General features: G+C 64.2%; 17 protein-coding genes. 4 read left to right on the forward strand and 13 right to left on the reverse strand.

What is annotated here, in order from left to right; genetic code table 11:
- Nucleotide 1 precedes the first annotated feature (1 nt).
- Nucleotides 2-1,189 (forward strand): acetylornithine transaminase, encoded by a 1,188-nt coding sequence (locus tag AC3FJ6_RS03805; protein WP_488770734.1) that lies wholly within the window; start codon nucleotides 2-4, stop codon nucleotides 1,187-1,189.
- Between the two features lie 91 nt (nucleotides 1,190-1,280).
- Here AC3FJ6_RS03805 and AC3FJ6_RS03810 read toward each other — a convergent pair whose 3' ends face one another.
- The 7 genes from AC3FJ6_RS03810 to AC3FJ6_RS03840 all read right to left on the reverse strand — a co-directional run bounded on the left by AC3FJ6_RS03810 (nucleotide 1,281) and on the right by AC3FJ6_RS03840 (nucleotide 8,488).
- Nucleotides 1,281-1,997, reverse strand: coding sequence for an ABC transporter ATP-binding protein (locus tag AC3FJ6_RS03810; protein ID WP_153947357.1), 717 nt, complete (start codon nucleotides 1,995-1,997; stop codon nucleotides 1,281-1,283).
- Between the two features lie 15 nt (nucleotides 1,998-2,012).
- On the reverse strand, nucleotides 2,013-2,789 hold the full coding sequence (locus tag AC3FJ6_RS03815; RefSeq protein WP_153947356.1) for an ABC transporter ATP-binding protein: 777 nt from the start codon (nucleotides 2,787-2,789) through the stop codon (nucleotides 2,013-2,015).
- 13 nt (nucleotides 2,790-2,802) lie between these two features.
- Complete coding sequence (locus AC3FJ6_RS03820) at nucleotides 2,803-3,957, reverse strand: ABC transporter permease subunit (protein ID WP_488770735.1); 1,155 nt, start codon at nucleotides 3,955-3,957, stop codon at nucleotides 2,803-2,805.
- 13 nt (nucleotides 3,958-3,970) lie between these two features.
- A complete protein-coding gene (locus AC3FJ6_RS03825) occupies nucleotides 3,971-4,906 on the reverse strand; it encodes a branched-chain amino acid ABC transporter permease (protein ID WP_092601748.1) in 936 nt (311 codons plus the stop codon).
- 221 nt (nucleotides 4,907-5,127) lie between these two features.
- A complete protein-coding gene (locus AC3FJ6_RS03830) occupies nucleotides 5,128-6,336 on the reverse strand; it encodes a branched-chain amino acid ABC transporter substrate-binding protein (RefSeq protein ID WP_153947354.1) in 1,209 nt (402 codons plus the stop codon).
- 668 nt (nucleotides 6,337-7,004) lie between these two features.
- Nucleotides 7,005-7,997, reverse strand: coding sequence for a 4-hydroxy-3-methylbut-2-enyl diphosphate reductase (gene ispH, locus AC3FJ6_RS03835; RefSeq protein ID WP_153947353.1), 993 nt, complete (start codon nucleotides 7,995-7,997; stop codon nucleotides 7,005-7,007).
- Nucleotides 7,997-8,488 carry an FKBP-type peptidyl-prolyl cis-trans isomerase gene (locus AC3FJ6_RS03840; RefSeq protein ID WP_029051225.1) on the reverse strand — a complete coding sequence of 164 codons (492 nt, stop codon included), beginning with the start codon at nucleotides 8,486-8,488 and terminating at the stop codon, nucleotides 7,997-7,999. Before AC3FJ6_RS03840 ends, ispH begins: the two co-directional genes overlap by 1 nt.
- A gap of 387 nt (nucleotides 8,489-8,875) precedes the next feature.
- On the opposite strand from AC3FJ6_RS03840, the gene rpmB reads away from it, so the two are divergent.
- The 3 genes from rpmB to nadB all read left to right on the forward strand — a co-directional run bounded on the left by rpmB (nucleotide 8,876) and on the right by nadB (nucleotide 11,130).
- Entirely contained in the window at nucleotides 8,876-9,109 is a 234-nt protein-coding gene (gene rpmB, locus AC3FJ6_RS03845; protein ID WP_008644908.1) for a 50S ribosomal protein L28, read from the forward strand.
- 13 nt (nucleotides 9,110-9,122) lie between these two features.
- A complete protein-coding gene (gene rpmG, locus AC3FJ6_RS03850) occupies nucleotides 9,123-9,293 on the forward strand; it encodes a 50S ribosomal protein L33 (RefSeq protein ID WP_029051226.1) in 171 nt (56 codons plus the stop codon).
- A gap of 223 nt (nucleotides 9,294-9,516) precedes the next feature.
- Entirely contained in the window at nucleotides 9,517-11,130 is a 1,614-nt protein-coding gene (nadB, locus tag AC3FJ6_RS03855; protein WP_488770736.1) for an L-aspartate oxidase, read from the forward strand.
- A gap of 33 nt (nucleotides 11,131-11,163) precedes the next feature.
- Here the strand turns inward: nadB and nadC are convergent, their stop codons facing one another.
- From nadC to purN, 6 genes are all read right to left on the reverse strand, one after another.
- Nucleotides 11,164-12,027, reverse strand: coding sequence for a carboxylating nicotinate-nucleotide diphosphorylase (gene nadC, locus AC3FJ6_RS03860; RefSeq protein WP_488770737.1), 864 nt, complete (start codon nucleotides 12,025-12,027; stop codon nucleotides 11,164-11,166).
- Nucleotides 12,024-13,178 carry a quinolinate synthase NadA gene (gene nadA, locus AC3FJ6_RS03865; RefSeq protein WP_400391667.1) on the reverse strand — a complete coding sequence of 385 codons (1,155 nt, stop codon included), beginning with the start codon at nucleotides 13,176-13,178 and terminating at the stop codon, nucleotides 12,024-12,026. Before nadA ends, nadC begins: the two co-directional genes overlap by 4 nt.
- A gap of 141 nt (nucleotides 13,179-13,319) precedes the next feature.
- Nucleotides 13,320-14,510 carry a DesA family fatty acid desaturase gene (locus tag AC3FJ6_RS03870; protein WP_400391664.1) on the reverse strand — a complete coding sequence of 397 codons (1,191 nt, stop codon included), beginning with the start codon at nucleotides 14,508-14,510 and terminating at the stop codon, nucleotides 13,320-13,322.
- Between the two features lie 308 nt (nucleotides 14,511-14,818).
- The gene (locus AC3FJ6_RS03875) at nucleotides 14,819-16,174 is read right to left on the reverse strand and encodes a mechanosensitive ion channel family protein (protein WP_488770738.1); all 1,356 of its coding nucleotides are present in this window, start codon (nucleotides 16,172-16,174) and stop codon (nucleotides 14,819-14,821) included.
- A 53-nt stretch (nucleotides 16,175-16,227) separates the two neighbouring features.
- The gene (locus AC3FJ6_RS03880) at nucleotides 16,228-17,625 is read right to left on the reverse strand and encodes an RsmB/NOP family class I SAM-dependent RNA methyltransferase (RefSeq protein ID WP_488770739.1); all 1,398 of its coding nucleotides are present in this window, start codon (nucleotides 17,623-17,625) and stop codon (nucleotides 16,228-16,230) included.
- Nucleotides 17,622-18,281, reverse strand: coding sequence for a phosphoribosylglycinamide formyltransferase (gene purN / locus AC3FJ6_RS03885; protein WP_488770786.1), 660 nt, complete (start codon nucleotides 18,279-18,281; stop codon nucleotides 17,622-17,624). Before purN ends, AC3FJ6_RS03880 begins: the two co-directional genes overlap by 4 nt.
- Nucleotides 18,282-18,469: the final 188 nt, after the last annotated feature.

Consider the following 18,469-nt stretch of genomic DNA (forward strand, 5'->3'; position numbering starts at 1 on the left):
CATGGCATTTGCTGAGTTTCCCGTCCAATCGCTGATGTACATCACCAACCGCCCCGAACTGGTCTTCACCGAAGGCAAGGGTTCGTGGCTGACGGACCATAACGGCAAGCGCTATCTGGATTTCGTGCAGGGCTGGGCAGTCAACGCGCTGGGCCATTCCAACGAGGGCATGATCCAGGCGCTGGAGACGCAGGCCCGCAAGCTGCTGAACCCGAGCCCGGCCTTCTACAACGAGCCGATGCTGAAGCTCGCGCAGCAGCTGACCGACAACAGCTGCTTCGACAAGGTGTTCTTCGCCAACAGCGGCGCCGAAGCCAACGAAGGCGCGATCAAGCTGGCGCGCAAATGGGGCCGCAAGCACAAGGGCGGCGCGTTCGAGATCATCACGATGGACCACAGCTTCCATGGCCGCACGCTGGCGACCATGAGCGCATCGGGCAAGGCCGGCTGGGACACCATCTTCGCGCCGCAGGTGCCGGGCTTCCCGAAGGCCAACCTGAACGACCTCGCTTCGGTGGAAAAGCTGATCAACGACAAGACCGTCGGCATCATGCTGGAACCGGTGCAGGGCGAAGGCGGCGTGATCCCCGCCAGCCGCGAGTTCATGCAGGGCCTGCGCGCGCTGGCCGACAAGCACAAGCTGCTGCTGATCGTCGATGAAGTGCAGACCGGCTGCGGCCGCTGCGGCACGCTGTTCGCCTACGAACTGTCGGGCGTGGAGCCGGACATCATGACGCTGGGCAAGGGCATTGGCGGCGGCGTACCGCTGTCGGCGCTGCTGTGCAAGGCCGACGTGGCCAGCTTCGAGGCCGGCGACCAGGGCGGCACGTACAACGGCAACCCGCTGATGACGGCCGTGGGCAGCTCGGTGATCTCGCAGCTGACCGCGCTGGGCTTCCTGGACGACGTGAAGGCCAAGGGCGAATACCTGCGCGAGCAGCTGCTGGCGCTGTCGGCCGAGTTCGGCCTGGGCGGCGAACGTGGCGAAGGCCTGCTGCGCGCGCTGGTGCTGGGCAAGGACATCGGCCCGCAGATCGTGGAGGAAGCGCGCGAGATGAACCCGACCGGTCTGCTGCTGAACGCGCCGCGGCCGAACCTGCTGCGCTTCATGCCGGCCCTGAACGTGACGCGCGACGAGATCGACCAGATGATCGGCATGCTGCGCGCGTTGCTGAAGAAGCTGGCGTAAGCAAAAAAGCCTCGCAGAACGCGAGGCTTTTTCGTTTGAAGCAGCAGGTGTTTGCTCCCCTCTCCCACGTCGTGGGAGAGGGGCGACAACCTCACTCGCCCAGATACGCGGCCCGCACCTTCGGATCGTCCAGCATCTGCTTGGCGTCGCCGCTCATCGTGATCAGGCCCGACTCCATCACGTAGCCGCGGTGGGCGGCCTGCAGCGCCAGGCGCGCGTTCTGCTCGACCAGCAGCACGGTCACGCCCTGCCCCGACACGGTACGCACCACCTCGAAGATCTTCTCGACCATGATCGGCGACAGACCCATCGACGGTTCGTCCAGCAGCAGCAGCTTGGGCTGGCTCATCAGCGCACGCGCCATGGCCAGCATCTGCTGCTCGCCGCCGGACATCGTGCCGGCCAGCTGGTTGGCACGCTCCTTCAGGCGCGGGAACGTCTCGAACATGCGGTCGATGTCGGCCTTGATGCCGGCCTCGTCGTTGCGCGTGTACGCACCCATCTGCAGGTTCTCGGTGATCGTCATGCGCGCGAACACGCCGCGGCCTTCCGGCACCATCGCCAGGCCTTGCTTGAGCAGCGTGTAGCTGGGCACGCCCTTGATGGACTTGCCCATGTACTGCACGTCGCCGCCGGCCCAGCCCTGCAGGCCGGTGATGGCCTTCATGGTCGTGGTCTTGCCGGCGCCGTTGGCACCGATCAGCGTCACGAGTTCGCCGTCCTGGATCTCCAGATCGACACCCTTGACGGCCTGGATGCCGCCATAGGCCACCTTCAGGCCCGCAATCTTCAGAATCGTTTGTGGCATTGCTTCTCTCCCGCCTTAGTGCGCCGACGCGCCGAGGTAGGCCTCGATCACGGCAGGATTGCTCTGGACTTCATGCGGCAGGCCCTGCGCGATGACCTTGCCGTAGTCCAGCACGGTCAGGCGGTTGCACAGGCCCATCACCAATTTCACGTCGTGCTCGATCAGCAGGATGGTCTTGCCATCGTTCTTGATCTTTTCCAGCAGGCCGCGCAGTTCCACCTTCTCGGTGGCGTTCATGCCGGCCGCGGGCTCGTCCAGGGCCAGCAGCTTGGGCTCGGTGGCCAGCGCGCGGGCGATCTCCAGACGGCGCTGGTGGCCGTACGACAGGTTCTTCGAGGTGAAATTGGCGTACTTGCCAATGCCGACGTAGTCCAGCAGGTCGTGCGCCATGTCCTCGATGCCCTCTTCCTCGCGGCGCACCGCAGGCGGACGGAACACGGCGCCGAACAGGCCCGCCTTGGTCCGCACGTGGCGGCCCACCATCACGTTTTCCAGCGCGGTCATGTCGCCGAACAGGCGGATGTTCTGGAACGTCCGCGCGATGCCGGTCTTGGCCACCTCGTGCACGGCGGTCGGCTGGTACGGCTTGCCGCCCAGCACGAACTCGCCCGAATCGGGCGTGTACAGGCCCGTGATCACGTTGAAGAACGTGGTCTTGCCCGCGCCGTTCGGGCCGATCAGGCCGTAAATCTCACCGGGCTTGATCTGCAGGCCCACATCGGACAGCGCCTGCAGGCCGCCGAAACGCTTGTTGACCCCCTGTACGGACAGGAGGAATTCGGAATTGCTCATGTTGTCCTCCTGCTCAGAAACGGCCCACGTTGCCCGCGCGGCGCACCACCGGGCGGTCTTCCTTGCGCGGCGATGGCCAGATGCCTGCCGGGCGGTACAGCATCACCGCCACCAGCGCCAGGCCGAACAGCAGTTGGCGCAGCACTTCGGCATCGACGATCACGTGGCCGAACAGGCCGGTCTGGATCGGCTCCGCCACCACGCGCAGCAGTTCCTGGAAACCCACCAGCAGGACGCCGCCCAGGATCACGCCCGGGATATGGCCCATGCCGCCCAGCACCACGATGGCCAGGATGTAGATCGATTCCCACAGCGTGAACGATTCCGGCGAGACAAAGCCCTGGAATGCGCCGAACACCGCACCCGAGGCGCCGCCGAACGACGCACCCATGGCAAAGGCCAGCAGCTTCATGTTGCGGGTGTTGATGCCCATGGCCTTGGCCGCGATCTCGTCTTCGCGGATGGCCACCCAGGCCCGGCCGATGCGCGAGTTCTGCAGGCGCAGGCAGATGAACACGATCACGATGACCAGGAACACCAGCAGGTAGTAGTACATGAAGACCGGCGTGAACTTCATCCCGAAGATCTCGTGCGATTTCGAGAAGTCGAAGCCGAAGATATGCACCGGGTCCACCGCCGTGATGCCCTTGGGGCCGTTGGTGATGTTCACCGGACGGTCCAGGTTGTTCATGAAGATCCGGATGATCTCGCCGAAGCCCAGCGTCACGATGGCCAGGTAGTCGCCGCGCAGCTTCAGCGTCGGCGCCCCCAGCAGCACCCCGAAGGTGGCCGCGATCAGCACCGCGCATGGCAATACGAGCCACATCGTCAGGTGCAGGCCGTTCGGGAACAGCTGCTGGATCCACTCGAACTGGTTGGCCAGGTGCGGCGAACCGAGCAGCGCCATGCTGTAGGCCCCCACCGCGTAGAACGCGATGTAGCCCAGGTCAAGCAGGCCGGCAAAGCCCACCACGATGTTCAGGCCCAGCGCCAGCATGATGTAGAGCAGCGCGAAGTCGAGCACGCGCACCCAGTAGTTGCCGCCGAAGGTCTGGACGAAGAACGGCGCGCACAGCGCCACCACCAGGAAGGCCAGCAGGGCCGCCAGGGTCTTGGCCGGGACACGCGACGGTGCCGCCACGGCCGTGGATGGAATCGGAGTATTCATGGATTCTCTCCCCTCAGGCCCGGTCGGCCACGCGTTCGCCCATGATGCCGGACGGACGGAACACAAGTACGGTAATCAGCACGATGAAGGCAAACACGTCCTGGTAGTTCGAGCCGAACACACCATTGGTCAGGTCGCCGATATAGCCGGCGCCCAGTGCCTCGATCAGCCCCAGCAGCATGCCGCCCACCATGGCGCCCGCCAGGTTGCCGATGCCGCCCAGCACGGCGGCGGTGAACGCCTTCAGGCCGGGGATGAAGCCCATGTAGAAGTGGGCATTGCCGTAGTTGGTGGCCATCATCACGCCTGCCAGCGCCGCCAGCGTGGCGCCGATCATGAATGTGGCCGAGATCACGAAGTTGGGGTTCACGCCCATCAGGCCCGCCACCTTCTGGTTCTCGGCGGTGGCGCGCATGGCGCGGCCGAGCTTGGTGCGGTTGACCAGGGCCAGCAGGCCTGCCATGACCATCACGGCCAGGCCGATGATGACCATTTCCTTGCCGGTGATGGTGGCGCCGGTGGAACCGATGTCGATCGGGTCCGAAGGCAGCAGTTGCGGGAACGTCAGCGGGTTGCGCGACCAGATCAGCATCCCCATGGTCTGGAGGATGATCGAGACACCGATCGCGGTAATCAGCGGGGCCAGGCGCGGCGCGTTGCGCAACGGCCGGTAGGCCACGCGTTCAATGGTATAGGCAAGCACTGCACAGACGGGCATGGCGATCAGCGTGGCGATCACCAGCGTCAGCCATTCGGGCAGGCCGGGGGCGAATTTCTGCAGCCCCATGATTGCCGACAAAGCGGTCAGCGCGCCAATCATCAGGACGTCGCCATGCGCGAAGTTGATGATGCCCAGAATGCCGTAGACCATGGTGTAGCCCAGTGCGATCAGCGCATAGATGCTGCCGAGCACCAGACCGTTCACGATCTGCTGGATAAAGATATCCATGAAAACTCCTGCTTCAGCCCCGCTCCGGCCGGCATGGTGTGGATGCCGCGGAAGGGACGGTAATGTTGGATAGGTCGGGTAGGTTGGTAATCAGTTTTGCTGGTGTGCTGCCCGCCCTGTTCCACCCATGGTAAGGATGCTCATAACACGTTGGCGAGACTAAAAAGAACGGCACCGCAAGGTACTCACGGTGCCGTTCGTCTGGGACGGTAAGCCCCGGATTACATCTTCACGACGTCGAGGACGGACTTCTTCTTGTCCTTGTACTCGTACAGCGTGATGGTGCCTTCCTTCATGTCGCCCTTCTCGTCGAAGGCGATGTTGCCGATCACGCCCTTGTAGTTCGTCTTGGGCATTTCGGCCAGGATGGCAGCCGGTTCGGTCGAGTTGGCGCGCTTCATCGCATCCACGATCACCATCACGGCGTCATAGGTGAACGGTGCGTAGATCTGCACCGGCGAGTTGAAGCGGGCCTGGTAACGCTTCTCGAAATCGGCGCCCGTTTCCATCTTCGACAGCGCCAGGCCGGCTTCCGAGCAGATGATGTTGGTCACTGCGTCGCCAGCCAGTTCGGCCACCTTGTCGGTACACACGCCGTCGCCGCCAACGATCTTGGACGTGATGCCCAGTTCCTTGGCCTGCTTGGCGAACGGGCCGCCGGTGGCGTCCATGCCGCCGTACATGATCACGTCCGGCTTCTTGCCCTTGATCTTGGTCAGAATGGCCTTGAAGTCGGTGGCCTTGTCGTTGGTGGCTTCACGTGCCACCACGTTCACGCCGGCGGCCTTGGCGGTCTTCTCGAACTCGTCGGCCAGGCCCTTGCCGTAGGCGGTGGCGTCGTCGACGATCGCCACGCTCTTCGCGTGCAGGCTCTTGGCGGCGTAGTTGGCCAGTGCCGGGCCCTGCTGGGCGTCGGTGGCCACCACGCGGTACGTGGTCTTGAAGCCTTGCTTGGTGTAGTCGGGGTTGGTCGACGACGGCGAGATCTGCGTGATGCCGGCGTCGCTGTAGATCTTCGAGGCCGGGATCGACACGCCCGAATTCAGGTGACCCACCACGGCCACGACCTTGGCATCCACCAGCTTCTGGGCCACGGCGGTGCCGGTCTTCGGATCGGCGGCGTCGTCTTCGCCCACCAGTTCCAGCTTGATCTTCTTGCCGCCGATCTCCAGACCGGTCTTGTTCACTTCCTCGACGGCCAGGCGTGCGCCGTTTTCGTTGTCCTTGCCAAGGTGGGCGATGCCGCCCGTCAGCGGCGCGGCGTGGCCGATCTTGACGACGGTTTCACCGCCACCGGCGGCGGCAGGCGCCGCGGCGGCCGCCGGTGCAGATGCTGCCGCATCAGCCGGCTTTTCTTCCTTCTTGCCACATGCAGCGACCAGCGCCACAGCGGCCGCGATCGGCAGAATCTTGGCAAACGTGAATTGCATGAGTGATCTCCTAGGATTCACAAAAACAGGGAAATAACTACGCCTCCCGGACGTATTCCCTGGACCGCCTTTGTTTAGTTTCAATTTGAAACGCGCGCATTGTATCCCCTTTCTTTGCGGATGCAATACGCGACGCAACAACCTGAACCATTTACCCGCCAAATGAGCTAGGGAATTTCCCCAATGCACAGAATGGGGCAATCTCCGCCCACTTGGCAGACCCGTCTCCTTCCCTTTCAAGAATCATGCCTGCAGCGCCTGAGGCGCCGCACAGGGCACCAATTAAGCCGTCCCGGCGCCACCCATAATGCCGTGCTATTAATTAGGCATTTCATTCGATTTACCGGACGCCTGCTCTAATGTGCAGAATGTAGCGCCGCACCATAATAGGGAAAACCCCATTCCCCGGGATTACCCTGATATTGTCTGCGTGTTCGTACAGGTACCCCCGGATAATCACGCCAAATAAGGCATTGCGCCGTGCAAGGCGTATTGCAATGTATTCCGGAAGATACGGCTCGACGCACCGGTGCGGTGCAACCGGTGGGGATGGGATACGGAGAAGCGCCAGAGATGGGGCGCGGTCGGGACGAGGTGCCCTGGAAACGCAAAACGCCGCTGGCGGCGGGCCAGCGGCGTTTCGAAACGTCAGAAAGCAGGCGGGGTCGTCAGGACTGGACCGACACGCTCGCCAGGCCGCGCGGCAGCGGGAACGACATGTTCTCTTCCACGCCTTCCAGGGCCCGCACGCTCTTGACGCCAAACGTGCGCAGGCGCTCGACGATGGCCTGGGCCAGCGCCTCGGGTGCCGACGCGCCGGCGGTCAGGCCGATCCGGCGCTTGCCAGCCACCCACTCGGGCTTGAGCTGCTCGGGGTCGTCCACCATGTAGGCCGGCACGCCAAGGCGGTCGGCCAGTTCCCGCAGGCGGTTCGAGTTCGAGCTGTTCGGGCTGCCCACCACGATCACCACTTCCACCTGGGGCACCATGAACTTCACGGCGTCCTGGCGGTTCTGCGTGGCATAGCAGATGTCCTGCTTCTTGGGCTCCCGGATCTGCGGGAAGCGCGACTTGAGCGCGGCCACGATTTCGGCCGTCTCGTCCACCGACAGCGTGGTCTGCGTGACGTAGGCCAGCTGGGCCGGGTTGGCAACCTCAAGGCGGTTCACATCTTCCACCGATTCCACCAGCAGCATGCCCTGCTCGGACTGGCCCATCGTGCCTTCCACCTCGGGGTGCCCCTTGTGGCCGATCATGATGATCTCGCAGCCTTCGGCGCGCATCTTGCCCACTTCGACGTGGACCTTGGTCACCAGCGGGCAGGTGGCATCGAACACCGTGAGGCCACGGCGCGTGGCATCGGCACGCACTTCCTTCGACACGCCGTGCGCACTGAAGATGACGGTCGAACCGGCTGGCACTTCGTCCAGTTCGTCGATGAAGATCGCCCCCTTCTTGCGCAGGTCGGCCACCACGTAGGCGTTGTGCACGATCTCGTGGCGCACGTAAATCGGTGCGCCGAACCGCGACAGCGCGCGTTCGACGATTTCGATGGCGCGGTCCACGCCGGCGCAGAAGCCGCGCGGCTGCGCCATCAGGATTTCGGCGTCTGCAGAGGTAGTGAGTTCGGTCATGCTGCGTTCCATCGCCACGGCGGACATCAGAGAATTCCGATCAGCTGGACGTCAAACAGGATCGTCTGTCCGGCCAGCGGGTGGTTGAAATCGAAGAGCGCCGCGGTGTCGCCGTATTCCTTCAGCACGCCGGCGTACTTGCCGCCGCCGGGCGCGTTGAATTCGACGAGATCGCCGGGGGTGTATTCCTCTTCGAACGAGCTGTTCTCGCGCAGCGTGGCCAGCGAGACCCACTGCAGCAGTTCAGGATTGCGCGGGCCGAACGCGTGCTCGGCGTCCAGTCGGTACGTCATGCGGTCGCCCTCGGGCATGCCCAGCAGCGCCTGCTCCAGCGTCGGGGCAAGCTGGCCCTGGCCCAGCAGCAGCGTGGCGGGCTTTTCCTCGAACGTGCTCACCACTTCGGTGCCGTTCTCGAGGGCGATACTGTAATGAAGCGTCAGGAAGGAATCGGCCTGGACGGTCTTGCGCGCGGACGCGCCACCAGCGGCGGCTTGCGCCGAAGAAGTTTGCAAAGTCATGGGAGTCAACCGGTCAACAGCCGCCATTGTATGCGACTGGACCGTCCGCCGCCGGGTACGGCCGCGCCCCTGTGTCGGAAATCGACGAAGTCGTTCCGCCGTCGCCTGGCTGGACAGGCCGCCCCCGCCCCATTACAGTGTGGCCCGCACCACTGTTCGTCCGTGGTGCGTCCAGAGCAGGACCGGCTTCCGGGCGTCATCCCACGTGACGCAGGCGGCACGGCGCAACAGCCCCCTTCCGAATCTGCCGGAAGGCATTGATTCGCCGCTCGATTCCGGTCTATAATGTTCGTTTCGCTGAAGTACCAATCCGCTGCAGTCCGGGCCCGTGCGCCTTTTGTTGATCTGTTGCGAACATTGTCCACGAATAAGATTTAGGAGTGCTTCATGGCACGCGTCTGTCAAGTGACCGGGAAAGCGCCGATGGTCGGCAACAACGTTTCCCACGCAAACAACAAGACCAAGCGCCGTTTTCTGCCCAACCTGCAGAACCGCCGCTTCTTCGTTGAATCGGAAAACCGCTGGGTGAGCCTGCGCGTCTCGAACGCCGGTCTGCGCCTGATCGACAAGAAAGGCATCGACGCCGTGCTCGCAGACCTGCGCGCACGCGGCGAAGTCTAATAAGGAGTAAATCATGGCCAGCAAAGGCGGACGCGACAAGATCAAGCTGGAATCGACCGCGGGTACCGGTCATTTCTATACGACCACCAAGAACAAGCGCACCATGCCGGAAAAGATGGAGATCTCGAAGTTCGATCCCATCGCCCGCAAGCACGTGCCTTACAAGGAAACCAAGATCAAGTAATTGATCCCTGGTCTTCAGCCGAAAGCCCCGCCCTCGCGGGGCTTTTTGCTTTGGGGCATCCGCCTGCACCGGGCTTGGGCGCCGCCGGCGTTGTGGCCCCCGCCTTTCCACACCCCGCCAACCCTTGTCAGACAAGGGAAAGATGTCAGTTTCGTGGCAAGCCGGTGTAGACTTGCCAGCTTTCCCCATCACGCTTTCGCCCCCGAAGCGATCCCCCTGCACCATGAACTTCGATGTCGCGATTGTCGGCAGCGGTCTGGCCGGCCTTACCGTCGCGCTGCAGCTGGCCGACACTCACCGGGTTGTCATCCTCAGCAAGCGCGCCATGACAACGGGGGCCAGCGACTGGGCGCAGGGCGGCATTGCGGCAGTGCTCGATTCCGGTGACAGCCACGACGAGCATACGCAGGACACGCTCGTAGCCGGTGCCGGACTCTGCGACGAGGAAGCCACGCGCTTTATAGTGGAGCATGGGCGCGAGGCAATCCAGTGGCTGATCGATCGCGGCGTGCCATTCACGCGCGACGACCAGGCCGAACTTGGCTTCCACCTGACGCGCGAGGGCGGCCACAGCCGCCGCCGGATCATCCACGCGGCCGATGCCACGGGCCACGCCGTGGTCACCACGCTGGCCGAGCAGGCGCGCAAGCATCCGAACATCACGATCCTGGAAGACCAGTTCGCGATCGACCTGATCACGTCGGCCAAGCTGGGACTGCCAGGCAACCGCTGCTACGGCCTCTACGTGCTGGATGTGAACACGGACGAGGTACGCACCATCACGGCCACGCACACGGTGCTGGCGGCCGGCGGCGCGGGCAAGGTCTATCTCTATACGACCAATCCCGACACGGCCACCGGCGACGGCATCGCCATGGCCTGGCGCGCGGGCTGCCGGGTGGCGAACATGGAATTCATCCAGTTCCACCCGACCTGCCTCTATCACCCCTACGCCAAGTCGTTCCTGATCTCCGAGGCGGTGCGCGGCGAAGGCGGCCTGCTGAAGCTGCCCGACGGGACCCGTTTCATGCCCGAGCACGACGACCGTGCCGAACTGGCGCCGCGCGACGTGGTGGCCCGCGCCATCGACTTCGAAATGAAAAAGCGCGGCATCGACTGCGTCTATCTCGACATCACGCACCAGCCCGAGTCGTTCCTGAAGGAGCACTTTCCCACCATCCACGCACGCTGCCTCGAACTGGGCATCGACATCGCGCGCGAGCCGATTCCGGTGGTGCCGGCCGCGCACTACACCTGCGGCGGCGTGGTCACGGACACCGCGGGCCGCACCGATATCGGCAACCTGTACGCGGTCGGCGAGACCGGCTGCACGGGCCTGCATGGCGCCAACCGCCTGGCATCCAATTCGCTGCTCGAATGCATGGTGATCGGCCAGGCCGCAGCCTCGGACATCGCGTCACAGGGCAAGTCCGGCGCCCCCGATATCGCGCTGCCCGCCTGGGACGAAAGCCGGGTCTCGGACGCGGACGAAGAAGTGGTGGTGTCGCACAACTGGGATGAGCTGCGCCGGATGATGTGGAATTACGTGGGCATCGTGCGCACCGACAAGCGCCTGGAGCGCGCCCAGCACCGCATCGGCCTGCTGCGCGAGGAGATCGCCGAGTACTACGCGAACTTCCGCGTCACGCGCGACCTGCTGGAGCTGCGTAACCTGGTGGAAGTAGCATCGCTGATCGTCGATGGCGCGTACTCGCGCCACGAGAGCCGCGGGCTGCACTACAGCCGCGACTATCCGGAAACGCTGCCGAAGGCGCTGCCCACGGTGCTGCAGCCGGAAACGGGTCGGGCGGCCCGCCACCGTCAGCACCGGGGCTGATCAAAGGGCCGATACTCGGCCCTTGGTCAGCCCTTAGCCGATGATGCGCAGCGAGTAGTCGGTCGCGCGCACATCCTTGGTGAGCGCGCCCACCGAGATGCGGTCGACACCGGTCTCGGCGAACCGGCGGATCGTCTCGTAGTTCACGCCGCCGGAGACTTCCAGCAGCGCACGGTCATGGTTCAGCGCCACGGCCTCGCGCATCATCTCCAGCGTGAAGTTGTCGATCAGCACCGACTTCGCGCCCGCTGCCAGGGCTTCTTCAAGTTCGGCAATCGATTCCACCTCGATCTGGATCGACGCCTCGGTACGCAGCGCCAGCGCGGCCTCCATCGCCGCCGTGATGCTGCCCGCCGCGGCAATGTGGTTTTCCTTGATCAGGATGCCGTCGTACAACGCCAGACGCTGATTCTCTCCGCCACCCACCTTTACCGCATACTTCTGCGCCAGCCGCAGGCCAGGCAGCGTCTTGCGCGTATCGAGCACGCGGGCGCGCGTATCGGCGATCAGATCGGCGTAGCGGCGCGTGGCCGTGGCCACGCCCGACAGCAGCTGCAGGAAGTTCAGCGACGGACGCTCGGCGGTCAGCAGCGCCCGGGCCGGGCCCGTGATCTCGCAGACCACGTCGTCGGGCGCCATGCGCGCGCCCTCTTCCTTGTGCCATGTCACCTGCAGGCGCTCGTCCACGGCCTTCATGCACGCCTCGAACCACGGGCGGCCGCACAGCACCGCGGCTTCGCGCACGATCACGCGCGCCTGCACCGGCTTGTCGGCCGGCACCAGCAGGCCGGTCAGGTCGCCGGTGCCCACATCCTCGGCAATGGCGGCGCGAACATTGGCTTCCAGCGCCGCCTTGAGCGCCGGACCGTAGCTGTCGAATACCGGATTTACGCTCATGCGGGGCCCACCCCCTGGAACAGCGCGGCCGCCTTGGCCAGGTCTGCGGCAGGACGCACATTGGTCTTCTGCTGCGCGGCGAAATCGAGCATGCGATCGATGCAGGTAACGGCACGCCGGCCGATATCGGCATCGACGTGGATTTCATTGCGACCGGTCTCTAGCACTTCGGCCAGATTGGTCAGTGCATTCATGGCCATCCACGGGCAGTGCGCGCAGCTCTTGCAGGTGGCGCTATTGCCTGCCGTGGGCGCCTCGATGAACAGCTTGCCCGGCGCGGCCATGCGCATCTTGTGCAGGATGCCGTTGTCGGTGGCCACGATGAATTCGTTCGCATCGAGCTGCTGGGCAGCGGCAATCAGCTGGCTGGTGGAGCCCACCACATCGGCCTGCTCCACCACGTTCGCGGGAGACTCCGGATGCACCAGGATCTTCGCCTTCGGGTGTTCGCGGCGCAGCAGGTCCAGTTCGATGCCCTTGAACTCGTCATGCACCAGGCAGGAGCCCTGCCACAGCAGCATGTCGGCGCCGGTCTGCTTCTGGATATAGCTGCCCAGGTGCTTGTCCGGGGCCCACAGGATCTTCTCGCCGCGCGCGTGCAGATGCTCGACGATCTTCAGGCCGATGCTGGACGTCACCATCCAGTCGGCGCGCGCCTTCACGGCGGCGCTGGTGTTCGCGTAGACCACCACGGTCCGGTCCGGATGCGCGTCGCAGAACGCGGTGAATTCGTCGGCCGGGCAGCCCAGGTCGAGCGAACACGTCGCGTCGAGGTCCGGCATCAGGATGGTCTTTTCGGGGCTCAGGATCTTGGCCGTCTCGCCCATGAAGCGCACGCCGGCCACGACCAGCGTCTGCGCCGCGTGATCGCGGCCGAAACGCGCCATTTCCAGCGAATCGGACACACAGCCGCCAGTTTCCTCGGCCAGGTCCTGCAGGTCGGCATCGACGTAGTAATGCGCCACCAGCACCGCGTTGCGCGCCTTGAGCAGTTTGCGGATACGGTCCTTGAGGGCGCCGCGCTCATCCGGCGTCAGTGCCGGTGGCACCTTGGCCCAGGCATGGGCCACGCAGCTACCGCCGGCAGCGTTGTCGGCATCCGCGAGGTTCGGCTTTTCGAACTCGACGGTCTTGATCGATTGTGGGGTCATCTGTGCAGTACTCCTCGGGGCACCCGGTGGCCGCCGCGCTTGAGCGCGCGATCTATGCCGCGAACATGGGGGAGTGTAGCCAAAAGAAAAGCCCCGCCTGGGGCGGGGCTTTTAGCCATGACGGGCGCGTCGGCGATTGTATCAGGCGTACCGGCGCAGGCGCAGCGAAAACTCCTGCAGCGCCTGAATGCCGCTGGCTTCGGCGCGATGGCACCAGGCCTGCAGCTGGGCCAGCAGTTGTTCGCGCGTCATGTTCGAGCGGCCCCAGATCACGGCCAGCTCGCGGCGCATTTCCACGTAGGTGTGCAGCATCTTGTTCTGCTCGGTGATGCTGGCCAGTTGCTGGCGCTGCGGCGCCCCCAGCTTCACTTCCTCGCGGTGGATCCACTTGCGGGCCGGCTTGTAGCTCTTGTACTCGGGCGAATTGCCTTCCTTGTGCTTGCGCAGCTCGGCCTTGTACGCGTTCTTGAGCGCCTTGGCGTAGCGCGCCATTACGTCGTAGCGGTTGGCGATGATCGCTTCCAGCGTGTTGTGATCCACCGGACGCGCTTCCACCAGGCGAGCCTTGGGCGGGGTCTTCTTGACCTTGGCCAGGCCGACCGACTGCATCGCGCGGATGTACCACCAGCCTACATCGATCTCGTACCACTTGATCGAGAACTTGGCCGACGTCGGATACGTGTGGTGGTTGTTGTGCAGCTCTTCGCCACCAATGATGAAGCCCCACGGCGACACGTTGGTCGATGCATCCTCGCAATCGTAGTTGCGATAACCCCACCAGTGGCCAAGGCCGTTGATGATGCCGGCGGCGTGGATCGGGATCCACAGCATCTGCACGGCCCACACGCTCATGCCGACCACGCCGAACAGCGCCAGGTCGATGATCAGCATCAGGCCCACACCCTGCCAGCCGAAGCGCGAATATACATTGCGCTCGACCCAGTCATCGGGCGTGCCGTGACCGAACTTGGCGATGGTTTCCTTGTTCTTGGCCTCGGCGCGATACAGCTCGGCGCCTTCCAGCAGCACCTTGCGGATGCCGCGGGTCTGCGGGCTGTGCGGATCGTCCTCGGTTTCGCACTTGGCGTGGTGCTTGCGGTGAATGGCGGTCCATTCCTTCGTCACCATGCCCGTGGTCAGCCAGAGCCAGAAGCGGAAGAAATGCTGGGCAATGGGATGCAGGTCCAGCGACCGGTGCGCCATGCAGCGGTGCAGGAAGATCGTGACACCGGCAATCGTGATGTGCGTCACCACGAGCGTGTAGATCACGATCTCCCACCAGGACCAGTTGGCGAGGCCGTTGGCGGCCCAGTCAAGAATTGTGTCGAACAAACTATGTTCTCCGTCGTAAAACGAGTGTTTGCAGCGCGGCACCACCGTGCGGCGCACCTGTCGCGCAGAAAAAAGACTGCAAATTTATCGATTGCGATAGCTTTCTGGCGCGGGCTGTATCCCTGAGGGAGCCTGGCCGAGGCACGAACCGCTGCAATCTGGCGGTTGTCTGGTGTGGGGCTGCGGGTCATCCGTATACCCCGCGACAACCCGGCATTCTACCGGATCGGCGCGAGAGGGACATCCGCTTTTTCCCCGACTTCGATACCTGCCAGCGGCCTTTGTTCCGCAGGTGATGCGCGAAGAACTTACTCGGCGTTGGCTGCGGTGACGGGCAAGGCACCCGCAGTGGGGTTCAGCACCCGCAATTCTCGCTGCGGGAACGGTATGGACACGCCATGTTTCTGGAAAGTTCGCCAGATGGCGCGGTTCATCGCCGATTGCACGCCCAGCCTGCCGTTCTGCGGATCGGCGATGTAGACGGCAGCTTCGTACTCGATGCCGCTATCGGCAAATGCCACCAGGAAGGCGGCAGGTGCCGGTGCATCGAGCACACGTGGAATATCGCGCACACATTCCTGCAACAGCCCGATCACCGTTTCGGGGTCCGTGTTGTAGTCGGCCTGCACCCGCACCGCCACCCGCACATTGGTCCCCGAGAACGAATGGTTCTGCACCGACTGGGCCACCAGCTGCTCGTTCGGCAGCAGCGTTTCGCCGTCGCCGTTGCGCAGCACCGTGTAGCGCGTGCGGATCTGCGACACGATCCCGGTGTACTTGTCCACGGTGATCTGGTCGCCGAGCGCGATCGAGCGGTCCAGCAGGATGATGAACCCGGAGATGTAGTTGCTGGCGATCTTCTGCAGGCCCAGGCCGAGGCCCACGCCCAGCGCGCCGCCGAACACGGACAGCACGGTCAGGTCGATCCCCACCAGCGACAGGCTCACCAGCAGCGACACCAGCAAAAGCAGCGCCTTGGTGATCCGCGTCAGCACCACCTTGAGATTGGCGTCCAGCGTCTGGGCCCGCATCAGGCGGTCTTCGAGCCAGGAGCCGAACCACATCGCCACCAGCACGGTCAGCAGGATCCAGACCACACCCATCAGCGCGTCGGCAATGCTGATCGGGTGCTTGCCGCCCACCGAAAACCGCACGGACTCCATCCACCGCACCACGTCTGGCAGCAGACCTACCACGTACAGCGCCATGCCGATCCACACCAGCGTGGTCAGCACCTTCTCCACCAGCACCAGTATGCCGTGGAGCTGTCCGTTGGCGGACATCACCCGGCGAAGGATATAGAAGGTGAAATACAGGCCCGTGATGCCGAACAACGGCACCAGCGCCAGCCGCAACACGCTGATCGACGCGAACGGCGCCAGCGCGTACCGCGCCACCAGCACCAGCAGCCAGGCGAACAGCGGGAACATCGCCCGCTCCAGGCTGACGGCCGCCAGGCGCAGCGCGAAGCTCGATGTCTCGTGCCGCGCTTCGAGCCGCTTGACCACGTTGCGCGCCAGCGGCCACGCCACCAGCAGGCAGGCGGCCAGAATGCCGATCTGCCAGAAGAACCCCTGCCCGCCTGCATCGTGGATCAGGTCGTCGAGCATCTTGCCCATGACCGAATGCGAGCGGGTCAGCGCCGCGAGCGTATCAGGGTTCATCGTGCTGCCTTCTGCATGGTTTTGCGCATCTCCCGCTTCAACCCCTTATTCCCTTAGCGCGTACGTTCCAGCACGGCCGCGAAGAAACCGTCGGTCTGGTGGATGTGCGGATACAGCGCCAACATGCCGCCTTCGGCCGGCAAATCGGGCACCGTGATCTTCTGCTCGGCAAACACCTCCGCCGCCGGCACAAGGCGGAAGTTCTCGTTTTTGGCCAGGAAATCACGGACGATGGCTTCGTTTTCGGCCTCCAGCACGCTGCAAGTGGCGTACACGACACGCCCGCCACCCTTCACCAGCTTGGCAGCCGCTTCCAGAATCGCCGCTTGCTTGGCGGTCAGTTCCAGCACCGATTCCGGCGTCTGACGCCACTTCAGGTCCGGATTCCGGCGCAGGGTGCCCAGGCCGCTGCACGGCGCATCGACCAGCACGCGGTCGATCTTGCCGGCCAGACGCTTGACCTTGACATCGCGCTCGGAGTCGATCAGCACCGGATGAACGTTGGACAAGCCGCTACGTGCCAGGCGAGGCTTCAGGTTGGCCAGGCGCTTTTCCGACACATCGAATGCATAGAGCCGGCCCGTCGAACGCATGGCCACTCCCAGCGCCAGCGTCTTGCCGCCCGCGCCCGCGCAAAAGTCGACGACCATTTCGCCGCGCTTCGGTGCCAGCAGATGGCACAGCAGCTGGCTGCCTTCGTCCTGTACTTCGACGCCGCCGTTGATGAACAGCGGCAACTGGTTCAGCGCAGGCTTGCCCTTCAGGCGGATACCGGCGGGGGCCATCGGCGCCGGTTCGGCCGCGATACCAGCGGTCTGCAGTTCGGCCAGCGCCTCCTCGCGGGAGAGCTTGGCCGTGTTGACGCGCAGGTCCAGCGGCGCCGGGCGCAGCCAGGCATCGCCCAGGGCGGCCGTGAACGCTTCGCCATGATGCGCCACCAGGTCGTCGTACAGCCATTCGGGCAGGTTGGCGCGCACGCGCGGCGCCAGGCTCGATCGCTCGATCGTGGTCAGGCGGTCCAGCCACTCGGCTTCGTCGGGATACAGGAACGGCGTCAGCGTGTCGCGGCCAAGCGTTGCGGCCAGGCCCAGCAGGCCCAGGCGGCGCGTGGCCGCGCCGGTGCCGCTTTCGGCAAACTGACCAAATTCGACGCGTCGGCGCAACACTGCGAAAACTGCTTCGGCAATGATTCCGCGATCACGATGGCCAAGTTTGTTATTTTCACGGAAGTAGTGGCTCACCACGGCATCGGCCGGACGTGCGAACAGCAGCACCTTGCCGATCAGGCGGTCGATGTGCTGCAGGTGAAACGCCTGCAGCGCGCCCGGCGTACGGGGCGCGTGATTGGCCTGGTCACCCTGAGACCTGCGGATCGGGCTGGCCTTGCCCTTGCTGCCGCGCGAACGCTGGCGGTTGTCGCGGGAGGTCGTGTTTTCTTGTTGGCGACTCATGGCTGTTTTCCTGCCGCTGCGGGCGAGATGGCCATGAACCATTGGGGTTCGGCCGGTTGAACTTGAACTACGCCGTCCTGCACATGCAGGCGGTCTTCGACAAACCAGCGCACGGCGCGCGGGTAAATGACATGTTCGCTATCGAGCAAACGATCGGCCAGAGAGTCTGGCGTATCGCCAGGCAGAACATCAAGCGCAGCCTGTACCACAATCGGGCCATGATCGAGTTCGGGCGTGACGAAATGCACGGTCGCGCCATGCAGCTTGACGCCCGCCTCCAGCGCTTGCCGGTGCGTATGCATGCCCGGAAAGCTCGGCAGCAGCGACGGATGGATATTCAGCATCCGGCCCGCGTAATGCTCGACGAAGTCGTCGGTCAGGATGCGCATGAAGCCGGCCAGCACCACCAGGTCGGGCTGGTACGCGTCGATGGCGTCGCGCATCGCCGCGTCGAAACTGGAACGATCGGGAAACTGCTTGTGGTCCACCGCGCCCGTGGCGATACCGTGACCGGCGGCAAACTGCAGGCCCGAGGCATCGGGCCGGTTCGACAGCACTGCGGCCACGCGCGCCGGCCATCGCTCGGCCGCGCAGGCCCGGACAATGGCTTCCATATTGGAGCCGCGCCCGGAAATCAATATGACAATATTTTTCATCGCCGCGATTCTACCAAGCTGTGGTGCAAACGCTTGCAATCCGTGCTCAATAGGTACTTAATTACCGCGAAACGCGCTTCCCACAACGCTTTTGGGCACGCCTGCAAGAAGAAATACCCAAGTGCCACCGATTGTGACGCGCACCCCGCTCTGTTAGAGTGGGTCCTACGTCCACGCGCCGCTTTCTC

The organism is Cupriavidus sp. 94F1 (genome assembly GCF_057798875.1).

What these genes read in the sequence shown, in the direction of transcription:
- AC3FJ6_RS03805 (WP_488770734.1), top strand. Translation starts at nt 2, where the DNA reads ATGGCATTTGCTGAGTTTCCCGTCCAATCGCTGATGTACATCACCAAC.
- AC3FJ6_RS03810 (WP_153947357.1), bottom strand. Translation starts at nt 1,997, where the DNA reads ATGCCACAAACGATTCTGAAGATTGCGGGCCTGAAGGTGGCCTATGGC.
- AC3FJ6_RS03815 (WP_153947356.1), bottom strand. Translation starts at nt 2,789, where the DNA reads ATGAGCAATTCCGAATTCCTCCTGTCCGTACAGGGGGTCAACAAGCGT.
- AC3FJ6_RS03820 (WP_488770735.1), bottom strand. Translation starts at nt 3,957, where the DNA reads ATGAATACTCCGATTCCATCCACGGCCGTGGCGGCACCGTCGCGTGTC.
- AC3FJ6_RS03825 (WP_092601748.1), bottom strand. Translation starts at nt 4,906, where the DNA reads ATGGATATCTTTATCCAGCAGATCGTGAACGGTCTGGTGCTCGGCAGC.
- AC3FJ6_RS03830 (WP_153947354.1), bottom strand. Translation starts at nt 6,336, where the DNA reads ATGCAATTCACGTTTGCCAAGATTCTGCCGATCGCGGCCGCTGTGGCG.
- ispH (WP_153947353.1), bottom strand. Translation starts at nt 7,997, where the DNA reads ATGTCCGCCGTGGCGATGGAACGCAGCATGACCGAACTCACTACCTCT.
- AC3FJ6_RS03840 (WP_029051225.1), bottom strand. Translation starts at nt 8,488, where the DNA reads ATGACTTTGCAAACTTCTTCGGCGCAAGCCGCCGCTGGTGGCGCGTCC.
- rpmB (WP_008644908.1), top strand. Translation starts at nt 8,876, where the DNA reads ATGGCACGCGTCTGTCAAGTGACCGGGAAAGCGCCGATGGTCGGCAAC.
- rpmG (WP_029051226.1), top strand. Translation starts at nt 9,123, where the DNA reads ATGGCCAGCAAAGGCGGACGCGACAAGATCAAGCTGGAATCGACCGCG.
- nadB (WP_488770736.1), top strand. Translation starts at nt 9,517, where the DNA reads ATGAACTTCGATGTCGCGATTGTCGGCAGCGGTCTGGCCGGCCTTACC.
- nadC (WP_488770737.1), bottom strand. Translation starts at nt 12,027, where the DNA reads ATGAGCGTAAATCCGGTATTCGACAGCTACGGTCCGGCGCTCAAGGCG.
- nadA (WP_400391667.1), bottom strand. Translation starts at nt 13,178, where the DNA reads ATGACCCCACAATCGATCAAGACCGTCGAGTTCGAAAAGCCGAACCTC.
- AC3FJ6_RS03875 (WP_488770738.1), bottom strand. Translation starts at nt 16,174, where the DNA reads ATGAACCCTGATACGCTCGCGGCGCTGACCCGCTCGCATTCGGTCATG.
- AC3FJ6_RS03880 (WP_488770739.1), bottom strand. Translation starts at nt 17,625, where the DNA reads ATGAGTCGCCAACAAGAAAACACGACCTCCCGCGACAACCGCCAGCGT.
- purN (WP_488770786.1), bottom strand. Translation starts at nt 18,281, where the DNA reads ATGAAAAATATTGTCATATTGATTTCCGGGCGCGGCTCCAATATGGAA.